Below are 21064 nucleotides of genomic sequence, written 5' to 3' on the forward strand. Positions count from 1 at the left end.
TGTTGTAATGTAATAATGATATGCGGCTACCCGTTTCAACGGGTGGCCGCTTCCGTTTCACTCATACTTTAACGTAATCGTATATACCGGCAATATTTATATCTTTACACCGAGTAAAATAATTATTGATTACTATGCTGACACCACAGAAAAAAAGAGATAACCTATACCATTTATGCTTCTAATTATATATGAGGACAGATTATATAAGTTGCTGTAACGCTTGTTGTGTCGAATTATTTTTTTTCAAATGAGCAGGAATACCGCCCACATATACCACTTAAAATGTTTTAGCATTTCTTTAACTAATACTATTTTCTTAAAAATCAATATTGAAATAACCGTCTATTGAAGACTGTATATCTAAACCGAACTAATAAATCCTAAATTATATGAGAGCCCTCAATTTGAGGCTACACTGTATCGTAGCCCTTTCTCTTTTAATTTTTACTACATCTTGTAAGAAAGACAAGGCAACAAAGACTCCTACATCACCGGCGAAGGGTATAGAGAAAAATGTGACTGCTAAGACGGTAGCGTTTCCCGAAGGTTTTGAAACAGGAACCAAGTCTGCCTATGCATCAGGGAATGTGACACTTGGTACAGGCAGCTGGCATTTCGACGATGCACTCATTGGTAATTTGTCTAATGACATAAAGGTCGGCGCAGCTTCGGCACGCATCAGGAATACTGGTAGCATCACTATGAACTTCAACACTACGGGAGTTAATACAGTAAATATTTCACATGCCGCCTATGGTACCGATGGCGGAAGTACCTGGCAGTTATGGATTTCTACTGATAATGGTAGTAGTTATAAGCAGACAGGCGCAACACTGACGAGTACGTCCGGTTCAATGAAGACAGCTAGCTTCACTGTAAATGCAGCAGGCAATATTCGACTTTCTATACGCAAAATATCTGGCGCAAGTAACCGTCTGAATATCGATAATATTAGTATCTACAATTCAGATAATGGAGCAACGGAAGAAAGTAAACATTTATTGTTGGGAAATCCGAGCGGTGCCGTAGCTAATGTTACCTCTCCTACCAACTATCTGATTGATCAGACATACTATGCAGTGTCCTATAGCAGAACCAGGGGGATTCCCAACTGGATCAGCTGGCACGTAGGCAGCAACGATATTGGCAATGCTCGACGTCAGGATGATTTTAGACCTAATACGGCACTTCCTGCAGGTTGGTACCAGGTAACTTCAGCGAGTTATCAAGGTAGCGGTTTTGATAGAGGGCATAACTGTCCCTCGGGCGACAGGTCTGCTTCTGTAGCAGCTAATTCATCTACATTCCTGATGACAAATATGATTCCACAAGCACCAAACAACAATCAGAAGACATGGAACAATCTGGAAATGTATACTCGTTCACTGATTAACGCCGGGAATGAAGTGTATATTATAATGGGAAGTTACGGTACAGGCGGCACTGGTAGCAATGGTAGTACAACAAGGAGTATTGATAATGGTCGAGTAACAGTCCCTTCAAACATATGGAAGGTCATTGTGGTACTGCCTGAAGATGATAATGACCTGAGCCGCATTACAAAATCAACGCGGGTAATCGCAGTAAATACGCCTAATATTAACAGTATTAATAGTGATTGGAAGAAATATCTGACAACTGTGGATGCTATTGAGGAAGCAACAGGATACGATCTATTATCAGCACTACCTCTTGACGTACAGAAGGTAATCGAAGCGAAAATAGATAATGAGTAAGCCGATTAGAGGTTAGGTAAGTCAGGAAGCACGCGGCGGACGCAATGCAAAGGCGAACGATATACAAAGAAGCGGTCCGTATCATGAGATACGGACCGCTTCTTTGTTGAATAAGATACTAGTAGACTAATTCCTGATTCATGATTGTTAGTCGATGTTGATTATGGCTTTACGAAACCTACTCTCAGTCCACTGGTGAGCTGCGTGTTAACGATTTGGTAAAGATTGCTAGAAGACGTTCCGGAAGATGATACTGTCGCAAATTTGAAATTTGCCAGTGATCCTGTGCCTTCGGTTGCTACAGCGCCATTTTCAAGATAGACATAGTATTTTGGATAAATGGTACCTGTGCCTTTCAACGGAGCAATGAACACATTATTGTTGATGATGTTTCTGCCGGTTTGTCCGCCGTAACCATTGATACGCAGGGTGTTACCTTTTACGTTTGCAATGGTGTTATTGGTAAACTGTACGCTTGCACCACTAGCACCTCTCATACTAACACCATCACTTTCGTTGTCAGCAAACAGGTTATTATGAACGATGTGGCCAGTGCCGGAGCCATAAAACTGTAACATCTCGCCCCAGCCATTACGTACTACGTTTCCAAATGTATTAGTGTTAGTAGTACGGCCGCCGATAAGAATACCGCCATTGTGGCCTGAGTTACGTTGAGTTGCCCAATTAGTAACAGTGTTCCAGTAAACTTCAAGTTTGTCGATAGCGGCGGTCTGGATACCATCAAGACCACTGTTTGACACGACGTTACTGAAGATTTTAACATTGTACCATTTGAGTGGCTGTACGTACTGGTGGCCAGCAGTCATTCCAGCAGTGTTACCATAATAAGGGATGCCTGATGTCAAATCCCAGTAAGTAGCAGTATGACCGATGTACATAGCCTCGTTCCTGGTATTGTTAATTGTAAGACCATGGATAGTGAGATTGTACATTGTAGAGTTTGGATATACGGTTGACGCATCTCCCTTTACTGGTTCTGTTTTAGCTACGATACCGGTACCCCCATTGTTCATGGTAATGTTGAACACCTCGAAGTTATCGGTATGCTTACCGAGGTGGATGTTAAAATAAGCTTCTCTGGCAGCTGTAGTAGAACCGTTAATTACAAAATAGTTCTTGCCGTTTGGACTACCCAGCTTGATGAAATGACAATTGGAAAAAGAAAGAGCGCTTGGATACGAACCGCCATTCCAGGATGGATCTCCGAAGGTAGCGACAGTACCTGCGGCGTTTTGGATCCTGATAGGCGCGGTACGTGCTCCGCTCATGTTTGAAATTTGTACTGCTTTAAAGTTACCTTTCAGATAGATAATGTCCCCAGGTTTGTAAGTACCGTTCTTGTTGTCTATAATTAATCGTCCGTTAGCGTCTGGTCCTAAGGTAAATGTCCTGCCTGTTGTTACGGCACTTGCTTCTGCATTCTCGATGGTCTTATCAATACTCTCGTCTGCTTCTTTTTTACATCCCACAATAAAAGATAGGATTGTAGCTGCGGCAATTACTGCATGCCGGCGGTAGTCATGTCTAAATTTCATGGTTCTTCGATAATGTTATGGTCAGGCAAGCCGCCATTCTTGCATAGTTTTGTTTGCAAGCGGCTAGTGATATGGTTTTAAATATTAAAATTCCCTTAATGTTGCTAGGCTCAAAAGTTTTTCTCTAAATTTTGGCATATATTCTTCGCTATGCCCATTTAATTATAATGATACCCCCTTTTTTTTAAAAGTTATCTAATAAATACAAATATTACTTTCTCCAAAACGGGAGCGAAGTTAAAATATTATGTGTGGAATAAAAGTTTTTTTTCGCTCCAACGATCAGAAAATCAGTATCTAATATACAAATTAAATATACATAAAATTATATAATGTGTTAATTATTCTTAAAATAATCCTGAGCTGACAAAATGAAATAACGTCGTTTCATAACGGAAAGAACATATATGAAAAAGCTATTTAGAAGAATGATTGGGAGTATAAATTTTAAACGATGATGCTAACGTAAAAGGTTATATAGTTAAATAATTAATGCATAACTGATAAGCTTATATAACCAGCCCGGGTAAAATTGGTAGCATTATCTGCAAAGTCAACGCGTCATCATTTAACATTTCTACTACCTTTTAAAAAGGAAAAATTAACAACTGTGGTATCTAAACGAGGAACACCAATTGAAATTTATGTATAGAAATAAGCACAAACAAATCACAATCAATTTGTAATACATATGGAACCGTTTTTGCAAGCACTACAATATAACTGTGGGTATTAAGCCGTGAGTGCTTAGTACCTTTTTATTCAGCAAAACAACTTAATATGACGACGAAAGCACAATATGTTGTTGCAGTTTGGCTGGCAAATTTTAACCATGATAAAGACCTGGAAGATTATCTTATGATCAGGTATGATGAAGATGGCCGCAGACAATCTAACTTTGGCAACGCCGTAGGCCTGGCACACTTTGATATTGACTTTCTTGAACATACATCCTTTAATCATGAAATGAATCCCGAGGAGATCGTGGATGGTGTGTCATTTAGTGACTATTTTAAAGACGATCTTACAACAATGATTAATCACGATACACTATACGATAATAATACTATCATCTTCTTATATGGAAAGCAAGATGTGTATGGAACTATCAATGAACATATCTTCTCGCTGGCTAACACGCCACATAAACAAGTACCCTTCAGTTTTATCGGGACAATTAAATTTGAGATTGGCGATCAATAATCAGTGTCCTAACGCAGTATAGCAGATACAAAGAAAGACGGGCTTATATGATGTAAGCCCGTCTTTCTTTATAAAATCCTGTATTCAATTAGTGTTCCCAATGCCCCTTATCTTTCTGAAAACTATAAATCAGGTAGAATAGAGCCGGAAGAATAAGTATGCTTCCCAGCAATAACGCCATTGCCAAAGAATAGATTGTCTTCTCCTGCCCGGCATGCTCCATCAGGGAGAGGTATTTACCTCCTTTCAGAATCACAATATTGGGATAATGTCTTAATGTTATAGCCAGGAGAATCATTGTGACCTGAAAGCCAGCCAATACGCGTATAATATATACCTTACCTTTACTCAATAACAGGTACCACAATACCATTAGTGAAAGCAAAGCTGCAACCAATGCGACAACACCCACCACATTATCAAACAACCATTTGTCCAGCGGAATACCCTCTGCATTAGCCGCAACAAATACCAATCCACCGAAAATCACAGCTGCCACATTCATCTGTTTAGCCTTACGTATAAAACGTATCCGACTGGTGTCATCCTTTGTTTCCCCGATAATAAATATCGCAGCCAGATAACCACAGATAGCCACTGTAAAAAACCCAACTGTTACTGAAAACCAGTTCAACCAGCTAAATACGTATGCTGATAGGAAATCCGGGGCTCCTGTATCAATCCTGCCCGATACTGCACTTGCAGCAATCACTCCCAGAAAGAAGGGTGTTACAAAGCTAGAATACACAAATATCCGGTTGTAGACCTTTTGCATACTGTCTACCACAGCATCATAATTCCTGAAGGTAAATGCGGTCCCTCTTGCGATAATACCAAACAGCATAATAACAAGTGGTATATGCAGATGAGTGGATACTGTTGTATATATCTGTGGAAAACCTACAAATAGTACCACAATCGCGATAATAAGCCACATATGGTTAGCTTCCCATACAGGGCCTATGGCCTGATACATCGTTGTACGTGTATATTGCTTGTTTTTCGCAGAAGTGAACAACTCAATAATACCTGCCCCAAAATCAGCACCGCCCAATAAAATATAAAGCAGAATTGCTGCCCATAAATATGCAATCACTACATAGATCATGATACTCGATTTTAAACTGAGGGTGATACATCATATAGTTTACCTACCATTTTGATCTGCCTATATAGCAGGAAGGTTACTATCAATGATAAAGAGATGTATACTGCTGTGAAGATGTAAAAAGAATAAGCAATACCAGGCATAGGCGTTACAGCATCGGCAGTGCGCATGATACCGTTGATAATCCATGGCTGCCTGCCTACCTCTGTGACCGTCCACCCTGCTTCTACCGCTATAAAGCCCATCGGCGTAGCCAGTACAAACGCACGCAGGAACCATTTCTGCTGCATCCACTCGCGCTTCTTCCAGATGGCGATAAAGTAAAAGAATGAAATCAACAGCATTAGCATTCCCAGTCCTACCATCACCTGGAAAGCATAATGTGTGATAGCTATTGGTGGCTGGTCCTGTTCAGGTATCTTATCCAATCCGTTAACAGGGGTCTGGAAATTGCTATGTACCATAAAACTCAGCATTCCTGGTAATTTCACTGCATACTTTACCTCTTTGGCGTCAGTATCTGGGATTCCTCCCAGTATTAACGGAGCAGCAGCTTCAGTATGGAAATGGGCCTCCATAGCAGCCAGCTTTGCCGGCTGTCTCTTAGCAACATCTTTGGCAGAGATATCTCCGCTTAACGGTTGCAGCAATGCAGCAACACAGGCAAATACAGCTGCAATTCTAAACGACTGCGTATGAAAACGTACATTCTTTTTCTTCAATATCATGAGCGCATGTATGCCGGCAACTGCAAAGCCGGTAGCTACAAATGCAGCTATACACATATGCAACGCCTGTGAGAACCACGCATCATTAAACATCGCCTTGATTGGATCTATGTTGAGATATTGCCCGTTTACATAATCAAAGCCCGCCGGACTATTCATCCAGGCATTCGCCGCTACTACCAGTATTCCCGACACCAACCCGCTGACACCCACTACTACGCCGGTAAACCAATGAAACCAGCGATTAAATCTACCCCACCCGTACAAGAAGAAACCCAACGCAATCGCCTCTATGAAAAAGGCAGTCCCTTCCAACGAGAACGGCATCCCAAAGATAGGACCAGCGTGCTTCATAAACTCCGGCCACAGCAATCCCAGTTCAAATGACAAAACTGTTCCCGATACGGCCCCTGTAGCAAAGAAAATAGCTACTCCCTTACTCCAGGCTTTAGTGATATTCCTGTATACTACGTCATTCGTTCTCAGCCAGTAGAAATGCGCAACTGCCATAAAAAAGGGCATTACCATACCAATACATGAGAATACGATATGAAAGCCCAAAGACAATGCCATCTGCGATCTGGCGGCTATGAAATCATTCATGCAATCCAATTTACGCCTCAAAGCTACTAAATACCCCACAGGTGACTATGACAAATATCATTTCAGTCATATAAATATAAAATCGGGCCATAGCTCTTATAATGCTTCCCATATGCAAAAGCATGACCTCCATACTGACCTCTTTCCGGCATTATCTCCCTGACTATCCTTTCTCCCGGACCAATATTTGCTCTATCTGGTACCATCCGTCCTTATCGATCACTAAAACCAAACACATGAAAGTTAAACAGTTTGAAGATAAGCCGCTTTCCCAATATTCATACTCAATACTACATGAAGAAGCTGCCACTATTATACTGATTGACCCGGCCCGCGATCCACAACCCTACCTGGACTATGCAGCCGCGAATAATGCCACAATCACAGGTATCATTGAAACCCATCCACATGCTGATTTCATCAGCAGCCATGTGGAATTACATGAGCTGACGGGGGCTCCCATCTATTGTTCGGCGCTTAGTAAGGCCTCTTATACACATCAGGCATTTGACGACGGACAAACCATTGACCTTTCTGGTATTATCCTGACAGCCATCAATACTCCCGGCCACTCGCCTGATAGCATCTCAATCCTGTTGAACAACGAAGGAAAAGATTATGCTGTATTTACCGGCGATACACTATTCATAGGTGACTGTGGAAGACCTGACCTTAGGGAGAATGGCGCACAAGAACAAGGGTTAAAGGAAACACTTGCCGCACAAATGTACCATTCCCTACGCGACAAACTCCTGCTAATGGAAGATCATGTCATTGTCTATCCTGCACATGGCGCAGGTACTCTTTGTGGCAAAGACCTGCGGGATGCCAGTCAATCCACAATCGGTGAAGAAAAACAGTCCAACTGGTCACTACAGCCAATGGAAAAAACAGCCTTCATAGACAAATTGCTGAAAGATCAGCCGTTTGTTCCTCAATACTTCCCCTATGATGTGGCAGTAAACTTAAAAGGCGCTCCGGCACTGAAAGCATCTTTATCTGCCATTGGTGTAATTACGCCTCCGGCAGACTTCATTCCTGATGAAATAGTCATCGATACCAGGGACGCTGCTAGTTTCAGGGAAGGACACTTACCTGGCTCCTTCAACATTATGCTACAAGGCAAGTTTGAGACGTGGCTTGGGGCTATCCTTCCTCCGGAGGAACCCTTCTACCTACTGGCCGGTACAAGTGACAAACTCCACGAAGCAATGGAGCGTGCCGCCAGTATCGGGTATGAAGCATTTATTAAAGCAGGCCTGGTTACACAAACTGGCAGCGAACAACAAACACCATTCGACCCCCTGTATTTCCGTGACCATCTAAATGAATTTACAATTATTGATGTACGGAATACCCCCGAGGTAGATAAACACCGCATATTTGACCATGCTATCAATATACCCCTGCATGAGCTGCGCTTCCGGCTGAAAGAGATTCCTTTGGACAAGCCCATTGCGGTCCATTGTGCCGGCGGCTACCGTAGTGCGGCTGCCAGCAGCATCCTGGAGGCTGCATTACCAGATAATCTGGCCATAATGGACATCGGCGAGCATATCAGGCAATTCTGAACCTGATGTTACCTTACTCATTGTAGTGCAACCACGAGGTATGGATGATACCGGCAATTAAACCCTCCACTGCTGCAGCATTACCGGACGGACGTTTATATTGCCGGACTTAAACCACCTGCACTTTACAATGAAACATTCTGCAAAAACCCTCCTGCTATCGGCCCTATGCTCCGCTATGGCTGCTGAAGCCTATAGCCAGTCCGACTGGCAGATGCAGCCTGTGGCCATACAAACCCGCTGGGCGAAAGACGTCTCCCCTGATAACGTACTACCTGAATACCCCCGCCCTCAAATGGTACGTCAGCAATGGAGCAACCTTAACGGACGCTGGCAGTATGCCATTACACCGAAAGAGGCCACAGCTCCCGCCACCTTTGATGGTACCATATTGGTACCTTTTGCTGTAGAATCGGCTTTATCCGGAGTTAAAAAGCCAGTCTTACCCACACAACGGCTATGGTACAAACGCAGCTTTCCCAAACCGGCAGTCAGCGAAGGCGAAAAGGTACTGCTTCACTTCGGAGCGGTAGACTGGCAGACCAAGATCTATGTAAACGGCAAGAAAGCAGGCGAACATACTGGCGGCTATCAGCACTTCACCTTTGACATCACTACGCTACTACAGGACGGCGACAACGAACTGCTGGTAGATGTATATGACCCTACAGATCAGGGGCCTAATCCACATGGCAAACAAGTATTGGCCCCTAAAGGTATCCGTTATACTGCCACAACAGGTATCTGGCAAACGGTATGGCTGGAAACGGTACCTCCTGTTCATATTACAGACCTCATACTTACGCCCGATACCGATGGCGGATATCTTTCGCTGACCGTGCATACTTCTGGTGCCGGCAATTACACCATTGAAGCAGCGGCAAGTGCAGATGGCAAGATGAACGGCGCTGTAAAAGGACCCGCAAACCAGGCACTGAAGATCCCAATACGGGATGCGCACTTATGGAATCCAGAAGATCCATTCCTGTACGACCTTTCTGTAAAATTAATAAAAGACGGTGCAGTGAGAGATGAAGTAACATCTTACTTCGGCATGCGGAAGGTCGAAATAAAAAAAGACGAAAAAGGCCAGGAACGGATTTTCCTGAATAATCGCTATACCTATAACCTGGGTGTACTGGACCAGGGATTCTGGCCGGATGGCATCTATACTGCCCCTACTGATGAAGCACTTAAATTCGATATCGCAGCCATAAAAAGTATGGGTTTTAATACTATTCGTAAGCATATCAAGATAGAGCCTGCGCGTTGGTATTACCATGCAGATAAACTGGGCATGCTGGTCTGGCAGGATATGGTCACCTGTGCCAGTCTTGAATCCGCCGCAAAGGCAGCTTTCGAGAAAGAGAATGCTGTCAACGTACAGCAGCTGTATAACTATCCCTCTATCATCTGCTGGGTATTGTTCAACGAAGGATGGTATAGCTATGACCAGTCCCGGCTAACGGACTGGTTCAGAAAAAAAGATCCCTCCAGACTTATTAACGGGCACACCGGAGAGAACTATGATAAGGAAGGTGCGCAGGCTGTTACCAGCAAATGGCCGGGCAGCCATCTGGCCGATGTGCATGATTATCCGGGACCAGGCATAGCTCCGGCGGTACCGGGTAAAGCGCGCGTATTAGGTGAATGGGGAGGCGTTGGCGTACCTGTAAAAGGACACCAGTGGAACGCAGCGGCAGGATGGGGATATGTAAAGATCACCCCATCTGAAATGACCGACAAATACTCCTCCATGGTGAAAAAGCTGAAACAATATGAAACTGACGGGCAATCCGGCTCTATCTATACAGAGCCTTTTGATGTAGAGATCGAAGAAAACGGCCTGATCACCTATGACCGTGAGGTGATCAAAGTACCCCTGGAGACTTTAAGGCAGATACATGCCCCCTTTGCACCGCAGGAATACAGCAAAAGCCTGTTATCCAGCCTGACTTTCAAAAATGCAGATACCAGTACCATTCCTGACCCGCATCGCCGGCAATTCCTCGCATTGCTGGAGATGGATGCAGATGTGAAGAAAACCCGTAACTACAAATTGCTGGCTGATACCTTAACCGCCTATCTGGATAATGGCGGTAGCAGCTTCTCTCCTGCGAAAATAGCCGGTATATCCAAAAAGATATTTGAGGGAACCAATGACAAGGACCTGCTTAATCAGGCGTTAAAGTGGATGGAAAAAGCGGTGGATATGGAGAGAAACTCATTTACTATGAGTACATATGCCAACCTGCTTTATAAACTGGGTAACAAAGAAGAGGCCTTAAAATGGATGGATAAAGCGGTGGTCTTATCTCCGGTGGAAGAGCAACCCGGATACCAGGCTATCATGCGTAAAATGCAACAGGGCCTGCATACATGGCCTATTTTATAATGAAACAGGGTGTATCCTGCTAAAGATACACCCTGTTACTAATTATCTCTTTCTCTTTGGTTTAGCGCCCCTGGTCTTAGGTTTGCCGTACTTCTTCTTCATTTTGTCTGCGTGAGAGATCTTCACATTGACCTTCCTGTTCTTAGCCAGCTTCTCATGAAACGCGGGTCCGACATCTTCCCGGCTTGGCAGTTTAATCAGGAAGTTCTTCATCTTCACCTGTGGCTTTTCATCTTCTGTAAGCACCTCAGAGATCTCCAGTTCTTCCGGTAATGGTAACAGCGATATTGTATAATTCATCAGGGCTTCGATCCTGTCCTTATTCTCTGTTTCCCAAGGCTTGGTGAACAGAATAGACTGTCCTTCCTTATCCGCACGACCAGTTCTACCTATGCGGTGCATATAGCTCTCGGGTACTTCCGGGGTATCAAAACTGATTACATGCGATACTTCTGCGATATCCAGACCTCTGGCAATGATGTCTGTGGCTATAATGAAGCGGTAGGTACCGTCTTTGAACTTATTAACCGTATTGAAACGGTGGTTCTGTGCTTTATTTGAGTGAATAACACCGGCTTGTTCAGGGAATTTAGACTCCAGCTGTTCATACAGGTCATTGGCCATCTCCTTGGTTGCAACAAACACCAGTACTTTGTTCATTGAGGCGTCTTTTGCCAGCAATAGCTGCAGGAGATTCACCTTAGTATGGAAGTTAGGCACATCATAGGCATGCTGGCTGATGTTTTTCAACGGTGTACCAGCCGGAGCCGCTTCTACGGTAACTGGTGCGTTGAAATGCGTTTCAATCAGCTTTTCTACGTCGTCTGTGATAGTCGCTGAAAACAGCAGGTTTTGTCTTCTGACAGGTAAAAGATCGAGGATGCGTTCTACCTGCGGACGAAAGCCCAGGTTCAGCATCTCATCCATTTCATCAATAACAATCCTTTTAATAGCTTTCAGCTTCAGCGTACCGCTCAGCACTATATCCACCAGACGGCCTGGTGTTGCTACTACAAAGTCCAGTTTACCGGAGGCGGTTTCCATCTGAGGATTCATATTCACTCCTCCATAAAACCCGGCCACTTCAACGCTCATATAGGGCGTCAGCTGTTTTATGGCATCTACCACCTGTACTACCAGTTCACGGGTAGGCACAATGATAAGTACCTGGGGAAAGCGTTCCTTAGAGAATTTAAACTGTCGCAGACAAGGCAACAGATAGGCGAAAGTCTTTCCCGTACCGGTCTGGGCAATGCCGCATACGTCCTGCCCGGACATCACTACTGAGAACACCTTTTGCTGTATGATCGTCGGCGTTGTATAGCCCAGATCACCCAATGCATTCAGTAAAGGTCTGCTCAGGTTTAAGTCTTCAAAAGTCATAATACTGATAAAAATGAACGGCAAAGGTACTGCTAATCCTGCACATTCATTGCCCCAGGTGCATTAACTGTCAAACCGGAGCCAGGAGGGGAAGTATTCCTGAACAAATGCCGCATCTGTCCGGGCGCGAAGACGACGGCTTACAAGCTGCAACAATAACAGCAGCCCTGCCGTCATTGCCAGTGTAACACAACAGAACATGCCTGCCGGAATATCACGGGCATACAGGTACATATTATATTCCTGGGTGTTCATCACCAGGAATACTACTGCACCGGCAGCATAAGTGAATATAATTGTCATCAGAGACTTGGTCATCCTCAACCAGTATCGATCCTCCCTGGACGATACCATCTCGGCCAGATTCAGTACCAGCAAGGTAAGGCTAAGGCCATAGGTGAATATACGTTCCTGGTAAATAGTCTTCCTTTCCGCTTCCAGCAGCGTACTCTTGAAACCCAGATAAAGAATATTATTCGGGATCATCATTGTTAACCAATATATTATACCAAAGCCCACAACAATGCCGATATAAGGAAGAAACCCGCGGAATGCCATTAAGGAAATATTTGACACAAATATATAAACTTAAGTATATATATCTTAGTCCAAAGTATCCTCAAGTTATGCAGAACTTATCCCGATTCTGGAGACTACGAGGGTATCTCCGATGAAGAAAAAATTATTTGGAAATGATAATCAGCTGGTTAAGAACACGGCACGTCAGAACAAATGCCGGCCGGGGCTGCCGTACTTCCGGCTTCCAAATAACGACCAGCACCTCGCCTATTACGCCAATCAGTAGTATTATTCTACCACACATGCACGCTTTAAGGCATGCAGCAATTGAACCTTTTTGAGTTATCAGTATGAAACAGACCGCTCAGTCCATCATCTTTGCAAGGCTGAACGGGGTATAATCCTGACCAGTTGTTATTGATAACTGCCGGTGATTTTGATTAATCTGTCAGGATAATCAGTGATGATGCCATCAACATCCATAGATAGTATCTTCTGCATATCTGCCGGTTCATTCACTGTCCAGGGTAATATCTTTATCTTTTTTGCGTGCGCTTCTTTTACTAATGCCGGAGACATCATCAGGTAATGCGGACTGTAGATCGCGGGTGTAAAACCAAGCTTTTTCAGATTATCAGCCAGACTTTCCTTGTTCATTACCAGTAAGGCCAGTACCTGGTTGGGATCGGTTTTATGAATTACCTGCAGCGTACGTACATCAAAAGACTGGATGGTTACCCTGTCTGCTATGTGTTTCTTTTTAATCACCTCCATCACCATGGCAGCAAATACGTCCGGCTTAGGATGAAATTTGTCATCGCCCTCCGCACTGCACTTTGTCTCTATATTGTACTTAACCGGCTTCAGACGATGTAGTTTCACATATGCTTCCACACTATCAATCAGGTCGGCCAGCAAAGGCTTATATGTCTTCATTTTCACCTGTTCCGGAAATTTCGCATGATACTTTGTACCCACATCAAACTTTCGGATGCTATCATAGGTCATCGTGTACAATGCATACTGCTTTTCTTCCTGTCTGGTGATATCTGTTCCATCCGGTCTACGGATAAAGTCGGCCGACATAAATACGTCATGCGACACAACTACCTTCTTATCAGCCGATATGACACAATCCAGTTCCAGTGTGCTAACACCCAGATCAATGGCATGCAGCATAGCAGGGATGGTATTTTCCGGCATCAATCCACGGCCTCCACGGTGTGCCTGTATGTCTACCTGTTTTTGGGCACAAACATTTGCTGCATACAGCACAATTAATAATGGTAAAAGAAAAGAACGTTTCATGCTATATCTGGTTATAAGAGCAAGTTGATACTTTAATGAAGAAAATTAAAATTATCTTAATGTTAAGAGAATAAGGTTATTTTTTTTGCCAGTTTCATTTTCATATGTACATTTAGTTGATACTGCTAAGGCGGTATTTCCCTCCCAAATTTAAATCCTCAGGCGTTAAACATTGATAGTTTGTTAATCTAAAATTCTTCTATATGGGGAACAAATCTTTCTATGATCTTGATTATATCATAGAACTGAATGAGCAACGGCTGGAACAATATACCAACGCGTTGCAAAAGAATACGGAGAAGTTCACCACGTTACTGGTGATCTATTCTACGCTGTGCATATTTCTTGTGCCGGTTAGCCAGCAATTACTGATTGAACAAAAGACGACTGATTGGAGAATTTACTGGGCTTACTATGTTTACACAGGGGCATTTATCCTGTCTGTAACATTTGCTGTGTTACAAATACTGCCAGGAAAACAAAATCTGTTACCAGAGCCATATACTTACTACAGAGCAGTGAAATATATGTATGAAGAACAAGGATTCAATCAGCATGAAACTGATCTTCTTACTAAATCAGCCTACATCGAACAACTGGAAGTAAGAACTGAAATACAAAGCATCAAATTGCAACGGAAAACATCATTTTACAACATTGCCTTTTATCTTGCAATTATCGCCTGCATTGCTTACCTATATTGCATTTGGAATCATCTAAATATCGAAAAAAACAATAAAAAACAGCTCAAATCAACAGCAGTTTCTGTAGTTTTACAAAAAGCAAATATATGTGGAGAAGAAAACAAAAATTCAAACCAATTGATGATTTTGCAGTCAAAAAACTAACTTATAAATTACCGGGTGTGGACAACAGCAAAATAGTTCCGGTAGATTTTGTTCGGGGTACAGAATATTTTTGGGGATTCATTCCTGACAAATATCAGCCCAAGCCGATTACAGAAATTATACTTGAGCAGATTGCAGAGAAGAGGAAACAAGAAAGAGAAGCTGCCAACAAACAGCAATAACCGCCTGAAAACGGTTATTGCTGAAGCTATAGACCTGTATACACGATCATCACTTTGCTCCATCCAACGTGCTTTGCTTGTACGCATTGATCACTGGTCTGTATTTCACATGTTCTATCTTAATCACCACAGGATTCGGCCACTTCCTATCCGTATAGAAGCGTTGTCCGTTAACGGCGCTGATTAACAGGCCAACAGGTGTAGACTGCATGTAAATACCTGCGTCAAACCCCTCCTTATATTCAACCAGCTCACTGGCATATCCTAATATTGACACCTTAGTTTGGGGCGTTCCTTCCAGTGTACGCAGCACCAGTTCCTTACGCTCTCCATACTTCCAGTCTTTACCACCTGGTACAAATGCATACACTGTACTGGTGTCTTTACCTCGTGTAAACCACACATTTCCTTCCTTCGCAATGTTCCAGGGCCTTACACCATGTACGGCTTCACCGTTGGCGAGGTTCCACAGCGCCAGCTCCCGTAGCAGTGCCTCTTGTTCTATCTGGATCTCACCATCAGGCTTAGGCCCCACATTCAGCAAGAGGTTCCCTCCTTTCGCACGGGTTTCGATCAACATATTGATCATTTCAGTACCTGATTTCTGCGGGTCATTTGTTGGCTTATATTGCCAGTCTGTTCCCATCGTAAAGCAGGCTTCCCAGGGACCAGGCATAATACCTTCCGGCAATTCCTGCTCAGGAGTGTTCATCTGTCCGCGGGTTACTACTATCTCAGGTTGCAATTCCCAGGCATATTCTTTCAATCCTTCTGCCGGTCCGTCGAAGAAGATGAAATCTATCTTACCGTAATTACTCAGCAATTCCTTTAGCTGAGCCTTGTCATATGCCATTAACCCTGGATTCTTTTCCGGGAAATGTTGTGGCAACTGCATTCTGCCGATCGGTACTTTCTGCTTGTAGAGGTAATAAAAATCTTCGGGCGAGAAGTAGAGACCGATGGCAATACCCTGTTTACGGAATGCATCCAGGATGGCGCGGGTGGCATCCTTCTTAAACGGTGTATTCATGATGTTGAATGGCGTTGTCTTGGTATCCCACATACAGAAACCAGCGTGATGCTTGGCAGTGAAAACGACGTACTTCATACCCGCCAGTTTTGCCAGCACAGCCCAATCATCCGGGTTAAATTTGTGTGGATTGAATGTTTTGGGCAATTCGGTAGTAAAACGCTGCAGGTAGTCATCTGAAGCGCCTGCCATGGAGTGGCTGATCACAGCACCTACCTGTACGTCCAAGCTCCAGTGAATAAACATCCCTAAACCAAGGTCCATAAACCACTTCTCTTTTGCCGGATCATTGGCTGTTTTTTGCGCATCTGCATGCATTGACATGACAAGGCAGGAGACTGCCAGGAAAACTTTCTTAAACATAGCTTGTTGACATTTGGCTGAAGAATAATAATACGGAAATAAGAATTAAGTATCAGCATTTTGTCAACCGAAATGCCAACCATATTCCAGGTGCCGAAGCGCCCGGTGGCATTACCGCACAGCCGGTTTCCGGGCCATATAGGGGTACCGGGTACTATCAGCCGTTATGACTAAAAAGGCGCTTGCAAAAACGAAATAAAATGTTAAAAAATGGCAGGAAATTAGCCAAGCAGGAAGCTGCTTATGTAAAAGGAATGTTAATTAGGCATAAACAGGCTATAAACCGCTCAGATTCCAACCTGCAGGCCAGGGGGGCCACTTAAGCTTCAAATGCCCTATATCAGGGCATTACAGGGCAATAAACTCATAGCACATTAAATGGTAATTTCAGGGGTCTATCCCACTAAAATACATTGCTTTATATTTATAATTAATTGTAATTTTGACCTGATGCTGACTTATTATATCCTACTTCCGTTCATCTACCTGATCTCCCTATTGCCGTTTCCGTTATTTTACGGCATTTGTGATATCATGTTTGTGCTGTTGTACTATGTGATTGGATATCGCAAAAAGGTAGTATTACAAAATCTGCAAAACGCTTTCCCCGAGAAATCTCCCGGGGAGATAGAGCGAATCCGCCGGCAATTTTACCGCTATTTCTGTGATTTGCTGCTGGAAACATTCAAAACGCTGACCATTTCCAGAGAAGCTGCTATCAGACGCTGCAAACTGACACCTGAAGCCCAGGCGTTGTTTGACCGCTATGCTGCAGAGAACAGAAGCATCATAATAGTCATGGGCCACTACGGCAACTGGGAATGGGCCGGCAATACCTTCAGCCTGCAAGGGAAACATCACCTGTATGTAGTGTACCATCCACTTACCAACAAATACTTCAACGGACTGATGTACCGTATGCGTACGCGCTTTGGTACTGGTCTGATTGCTATGAAAGATACTTTCCGGGATATGGTGGCGCATAAAAGCGAACTGGATGCAACTGCCTTTATCGCCGATCAGACGCCCGCTCCTAACAGCGCTTACTGGACCACTTTCCTGAATCAGGATACGCCTGTCTTCCAGGGTACAGAGAAGATTGCCCGCAAAATGAACTACCCTGTCGTATATGTCAGGGTACAGCGCGTTAAACGCGGGTACTACGAAATATCAGCACGCACTCTTTTCGATCAGCCAGCTGCCACGAAAGACGGGGAAATCACCACCGCTCATACGCAGGCACTGGAACAGGATATCTGTGCACAACCTGCCTATTGGCTGTGGAGTCACAGAAGATGGAAACACCAACGACCGACGCCGGCAAAAGAAGTCACCGCTGCGGCGTCCGCTATTTAAACCGGCGACATATAGCACCTGCAACATCCAATTTTTAACTATCCATTCCTATATACACACAACAATCAATGCTAACTGGTAAACAATTAATTCTGGCAACAAAACCGTACGCGAAAGAAACCAAGTGGAAAAGCTGGTACTATACCCTTTCTACTGTTGCCATCCTGGCTGGACTCTTAGCCGGAACTGCCCTTCTTCCTTTCCTGCCATTACGCATTCTATGCAGTATTATGGCCGGATTAGTGATCGTACGAATGTTTGTGATCTATCACGATTTTCAACATCATACCATCCTCTATCAATCCAAAGCTGCCAATATACTATTCAGTGCATTCGGTATCTTTATACTAGCGCCTGCCAGTATCTGGAAACGTTCACATGACTATCATCACGCGCACAACTCCAAACTGTTCACTGCCAGTATCGGTTCTTTCCCGATCATGACAGAACAGAAATACCTGGAGTCTACTCCCGCTGAGAAAAGAGCGTACCTGGCGGCTCGCCACCCATTAACCATCCTGATGGGCTACTTCAGCATGTTTATGGTTGGAATGAGCGTAAAGTCTTTTATGAGCAGCCCATCCCGTCACATGGACTCACTGCTTGCATTAGTACTACACTTCACAATGGGTACCCTGTTGTATATATACATGGGCTGGTTAAGCCTGCTGCTGGTGCTGATCGTTCCGTTCTTTATCGCCTGCGCGATCGGGGCCTACCTCTTCTACGCTCAGCACAACTTCCCTGGCGTTACCTTCCGTGATAAAGAAGGTTGGTGCCATGACAACGCGGCAATGGCTTCTTCCAGCTATATGGAAATGAATGCATTCTGGAGATGGGTAACAGGTAACATTGGCTACCATCACATCCATCACCTTAACTCCCGCATTCCGTTCTACCGCCTGCCGGAAGCAATGGATGCTATTCCTGAGCTACAACGTGCTAAGAAGACTTCTCTTTCCCCTAAAGCTATTATAGCCTGCCTGAAACTCCAGGTATGGAACACGGAAATCAATAAAATGATTAGTCTGCGGGAAGGAAGAAAATTAACATACGCAGTTCAGCCAACCAACAGACGTCGAGCGCGGGTTGCCTAAATGGCAGCTGAAATACCGAAGAAAAGCTTCCAACCTCCTCATTTATCAGGTTGCTTGTTCGTCGCTTGGCCGTCGCTAGTTCGTCGCTTGTTCGTCCGAACTTAGAAAAAGACATAAAAGGGGGCATCTGAGACAAATATTAGCTCAGATGCCCCCTTTTCTTGTCTTTATACTGCCAATTTGGCTTTGTTCACCTGCGCCCCTGCCCCCGGAAAGCGAATAATCAACTTCTTCGACTATTAAACATACATGCTGATAATCAGGTATTAATACGCAGTATTTTCAGGTAATTGTTACCGCCCTTCTTCCATACCGGCAGATTAACTTTGCCTCTATCAATTAACCCCATAAACACCCCAAAAGATGTCAAAAGAAAAGAACGGCCGCGCTACGGCCAGTGAGAAACAGTCCCTTACCAGTGTACAACACATCCGCACACAGGTAGTAAAAGACAGGACATTATTCAACCTGGAAGCAGTAGGCCGCAATTATAAACTGGGACAGGCATATAGAAGCGTACGCAACCTCAGACTGACCGATAGGACTAACATTCAGCTCAAGACGTATAGCGAATACCTGCAATTGCACCGGAAATTCCTGGACCTTTCTCCAGTAATTGAGGAAAAGCCACGTCCCTCCTTTCCATCCGGAGAAAGCTACCTCAATACCTACAGCCTGTTTCGCTTCCCCCGTGGAAAAGTACTGGTAATGGTACACGCCGATATCTTTACCCAACTGCAGGACCGGATACACAGGTACGTACTGGACCTGGGCCGTGATGGATTCTGGGCTACCATTCACGTGGTAAATGGTGGTAAACCTTCCACCGTCAGAAATTACATCCGCTCAAAGTCGCCTGCTGGCGTTGTGATGGTGGGAGCCATACCGGTAGCCTGGTTTGAAATGAACGATGACTTTGACGGCGCACACACCGAGTTTCCCTGCGATCTTTTTTATATGGATACCAACGGCACCTGGACGGATGCCGATGCGGACGGAAAATATAACGCGGTTACCGGCGACGTCATCCCGGAAGTATGGGTTGGCCGCCTCTGGACGCCTACCTCAAATGGTAATGATGTAGCGCTGCTGCGCAATTACTTTGACCGTAACCACCTGTTCCGCACGGGCGGACTAGGACATTCCCGCTCTGCCCTGGCGTATGTGGAAGATGACTGGACAGGCTTTGATGACTGTGAAATGGACCTGATGACCCCTTCCGCCTATATTACCAAATACACTAACCCTGATATCACAGATGCTGATCTGTACAAAACAGAGATTAACCGCACCCGCTCGTTCGTACAGCTTTGTTCACATTCCTCACCATATGTACACTCTTTCCATATACCGGCAGCGGGTACTACAGAATGGATAGACCGTTCTTACTTCAGAGATGAACGTTGTCCGAATGCCAATTTCTTCAATCTTTTCTGTTGCAGTACTGCGCGCTTCACAGAGAATGACTATCTGGGTGGGTGGTACATATTTGACAAAAGCGGCGGCGAGACGAATATGGGACTGACCGTTGTGGGTAGCACCAAAACGGGATCAATGTTATTCTTTGCGGATTTCTACGAACCGATTGGCAAGGGAAGCTGTATCGGGCAGGCAATGATACAGTGGTGGCAGGCCCGTGGCGCTGACCATGATCTGGGCGAAAGGCAATGGTTTTATGGGATGAGCATTCTTGGCGATCCGACACTGACTTGGTGGAAAGGTGCTGTTCCCCGCCTGATGGAGCCAGCCGAAGGCGCTGTCTTCAATCATTACCCGCGCACCATGACCTTCCGCTGGGCCCCGGTTAATATACCTGGCGTAACCTATTCCCTGGAAATAGATGCCTTTGGCGCTATTAATGCCGGACAGTGGGCCGCCCAATCTTTTCGCAGCTTTGGCGTATACCACAACATCACCGGCACCACCTTCAATCACAGTTTCGTTGGCGCACAGCCAGGACGCTGGCGCGTAAGAGCAAAGGTAGGTGACCGCTACTGTTCATGGTCTGAATGGTCCTATTTCCGATTCACGGTCTGATCATATATATTAATGCCCACAAGTACAGGGTGACTTTT

General features: G+C 44.5%; 16 protein-coding genes. 9 read left to right on the top strand and 7 right to left on the bottom strand.

The window, feature by feature from the left end; translation table 11 throughout:
* Positions 1 to 392 precede the first annotated feature (392 nt).
* Entirely contained in the window at positions 393 to 1739 is a 1347-nt protein-coding gene (locus K1Y79_RS03490; protein ID WP_220248608.1) for a DNA/RNA non-specific endonuclease, read from the top strand.
* Positions 1740 to 1900: 161 nt separating this feature from the next.
* Here K1Y79_RS03490 and K1Y79_RS03495 read toward each other — a convergent pair whose 3' ends face one another.
* On the bottom strand, positions 1901 to 3295 hold the full coding sequence (locus tag K1Y79_RS03495; RefSeq protein ID WP_220248609.1) for a right-handed parallel beta-helix repeat-containing protein: 1395 nt from the start codon (positions 3293 to 3295) through the stop codon (positions 1901 to 1903).
* Between the two features lie 780 nt (positions 3296 to 4075).
* Between K1Y79_RS03495 and K1Y79_RS03500 the strand changes: the two genes are divergently transcribed.
* Positions 4076 to 4498: an immunity 22 family protein gene (locus tag K1Y79_RS03500; RefSeq protein WP_220248610.1), complete on the top strand. Its 423-nt coding sequence runs from the start codon at positions 4076 to 4078 to the stop codon at positions 4496 to 4498.
* An 88-nt stretch (positions 4499 to 4586) separates the two neighbouring features.
* Here the strand turns inward: K1Y79_RS03500 and K1Y79_RS03505 are convergent, their stop codons facing one another.
* Together K1Y79_RS03505 and K1Y79_RS03510 are read right to left on the bottom strand one after the other, a co-directional pair.
* Positions 4587 to 5606, bottom strand: a complete 1020-nt coding sequence (locus K1Y79_RS03505) for a cytochrome d ubiquinol oxidase subunit II (protein WP_220248611.1) — start codon at positions 5604 to 5606, stop codon at positions 4587 to 4589.
* 11 nt (positions 5607 to 5617) lie between these two features.
* Positions 5618 to 6937 carry a cytochrome ubiquinol oxidase subunit I gene (locus K1Y79_RS03510; RefSeq protein WP_220248612.1) on the bottom strand — a complete coding sequence of 440 codons (1320 nt, stop codon included), beginning with the start codon at positions 6935 to 6937 and terminating at the stop codon, positions 5618 to 5620.
* A 236-nt stretch (positions 6938 to 7173) separates the two neighbouring features.
* On the opposite strand from K1Y79_RS03510, the gene K1Y79_RS03515 reads away from it, so the two are divergent.
* Positions 7174 to 8508 carry an MBL fold metallo-hydrolase gene (locus tag K1Y79_RS03515; RefSeq protein ID WP_220248613.1) on the top strand — a complete coding sequence of 445 codons (1335 nt, stop codon included), beginning with the start codon at positions 7174 to 7176 and terminating at the stop codon, positions 8506 to 8508.
* A gap of 130 nt (positions 8509 to 8638) precedes the next feature.
* Entirely contained in the window at positions 8639 to 10903 is a 2265-nt protein-coding gene (locus tag K1Y79_RS03520; RefSeq protein ID WP_220248614.1) for a glycoside hydrolase family 2 protein, read from the top strand.
* Between the two features lie 42 nt (positions 10904 to 10945).
* Here K1Y79_RS03520 and K1Y79_RS03525 read toward each other — a convergent pair whose 3' ends face one another.
* The 3 genes from K1Y79_RS03525 to K1Y79_RS03535 all read right to left on the bottom strand — a co-directional run bounded on the left by K1Y79_RS03525 (position 10946) and on the right by K1Y79_RS03535 (position 14113).
* A complete protein-coding gene (locus K1Y79_RS03525) occupies positions 10946 to 12286 on the bottom strand; it encodes a DEAD/DEAH box helicase (protein ID WP_220248615.1) in 1341 nt (446 codons plus the stop codon).
* A gap of 63 nt (positions 12287 to 12349) precedes the next feature.
* Positions 12350 to 12775 (bottom strand): hypothetical protein, encoded by a 426-nt coding sequence (locus K1Y79_RS03530; RefSeq protein ID WP_220248616.1) that lies wholly within the window; start codon positions 12773 to 12775, stop codon positions 12350 to 12352.
* Positions 12776 to 13219: 444 nt separating this feature from the next.
* On the bottom strand, positions 13220 to 14113 hold the full coding sequence (locus tag K1Y79_RS03535) for a glycerophosphodiester phosphodiesterase family protein (RefSeq protein WP_220248617.1): 894 nt from the start codon (positions 14111 to 14113) through the stop codon (positions 13220 to 13222).
* 203 nt (positions 14114 to 14316) lie between these two features.
* On the opposite strand from K1Y79_RS03535, the gene K1Y79_RS03540 reads away from it, so the two are divergent.
* Positions 14317 to 14961, top strand: a complete 645-nt coding sequence (locus K1Y79_RS03540; protein WP_220248618.1) for a hypothetical protein — start codon at positions 14317 to 14319, stop codon at positions 14959 to 14961.
* Positions 14904 to 15143: a hypothetical protein gene (locus K1Y79_RS03545; RefSeq protein ID WP_220248619.1), complete on the top strand. Its 240-nt coding sequence runs from the start codon at positions 14904 to 14906 to the stop codon at positions 15141 to 15143. The genes K1Y79_RS03540 and K1Y79_RS03545 overlap by 58 nt, the downstream gene beginning before the upstream one ends.
* A 49-nt stretch (positions 15144 to 15192) precedes the next feature.
* Here K1Y79_RS03545 and K1Y79_RS03550 read toward each other — a convergent pair whose 3' ends face one another.
* A complete protein-coding gene (locus K1Y79_RS03550) occupies positions 15193 to 16536 on the bottom strand; it encodes an alpha-L-fucosidase (protein WP_220248620.1) in 1344 nt (447 codons plus the stop codon).
* A gap of 450 nt (positions 16537 to 16986) precedes the next feature.
* Between K1Y79_RS03550 and K1Y79_RS03555 the strand changes: the two genes are divergently transcribed.
* From K1Y79_RS03555 to K1Y79_RS03565, 3 genes are all read left to right on the top strand, one after another.
* Positions 16987 to 17892, top strand: a complete 906-nt coding sequence (locus tag K1Y79_RS03555; protein WP_220248621.1) for a lysophospholipid acyltransferase family protein — start codon at positions 16987 to 16989, stop codon at positions 17890 to 17892.
* A gap of 68 nt (positions 17893 to 17960) precedes the next feature.
* A complete protein-coding gene (locus tag K1Y79_RS03560; RefSeq protein WP_220248622.1) occupies positions 17961 to 18989 on the top strand; it encodes a fatty acid desaturase family protein in 1029 nt (342 codons plus the stop codon).
* Positions 18990 to 19352: 363 nt separating this feature from the next.
* Positions 19353 to 21026, top strand: coding sequence for a C25 family cysteine peptidase (locus K1Y79_RS03565; RefSeq protein ID WP_220248623.1), 1674 nt, complete (start codon positions 19353 to 19355; stop codon positions 21024 to 21026).
* Positions 21027 to 21064 lie beyond the last annotated feature (38 nt).

It is taken from the genome of Chitinophaga rhizophila (assembly GCF_019492185.1).
Taxonomy (GTDB): domain Bacteria; phylum Bacteroidota; class Bacteroidia; order Chitinophagales; family Chitinophagaceae; genus Chitinophaga; species Chitinophaga rhizophila.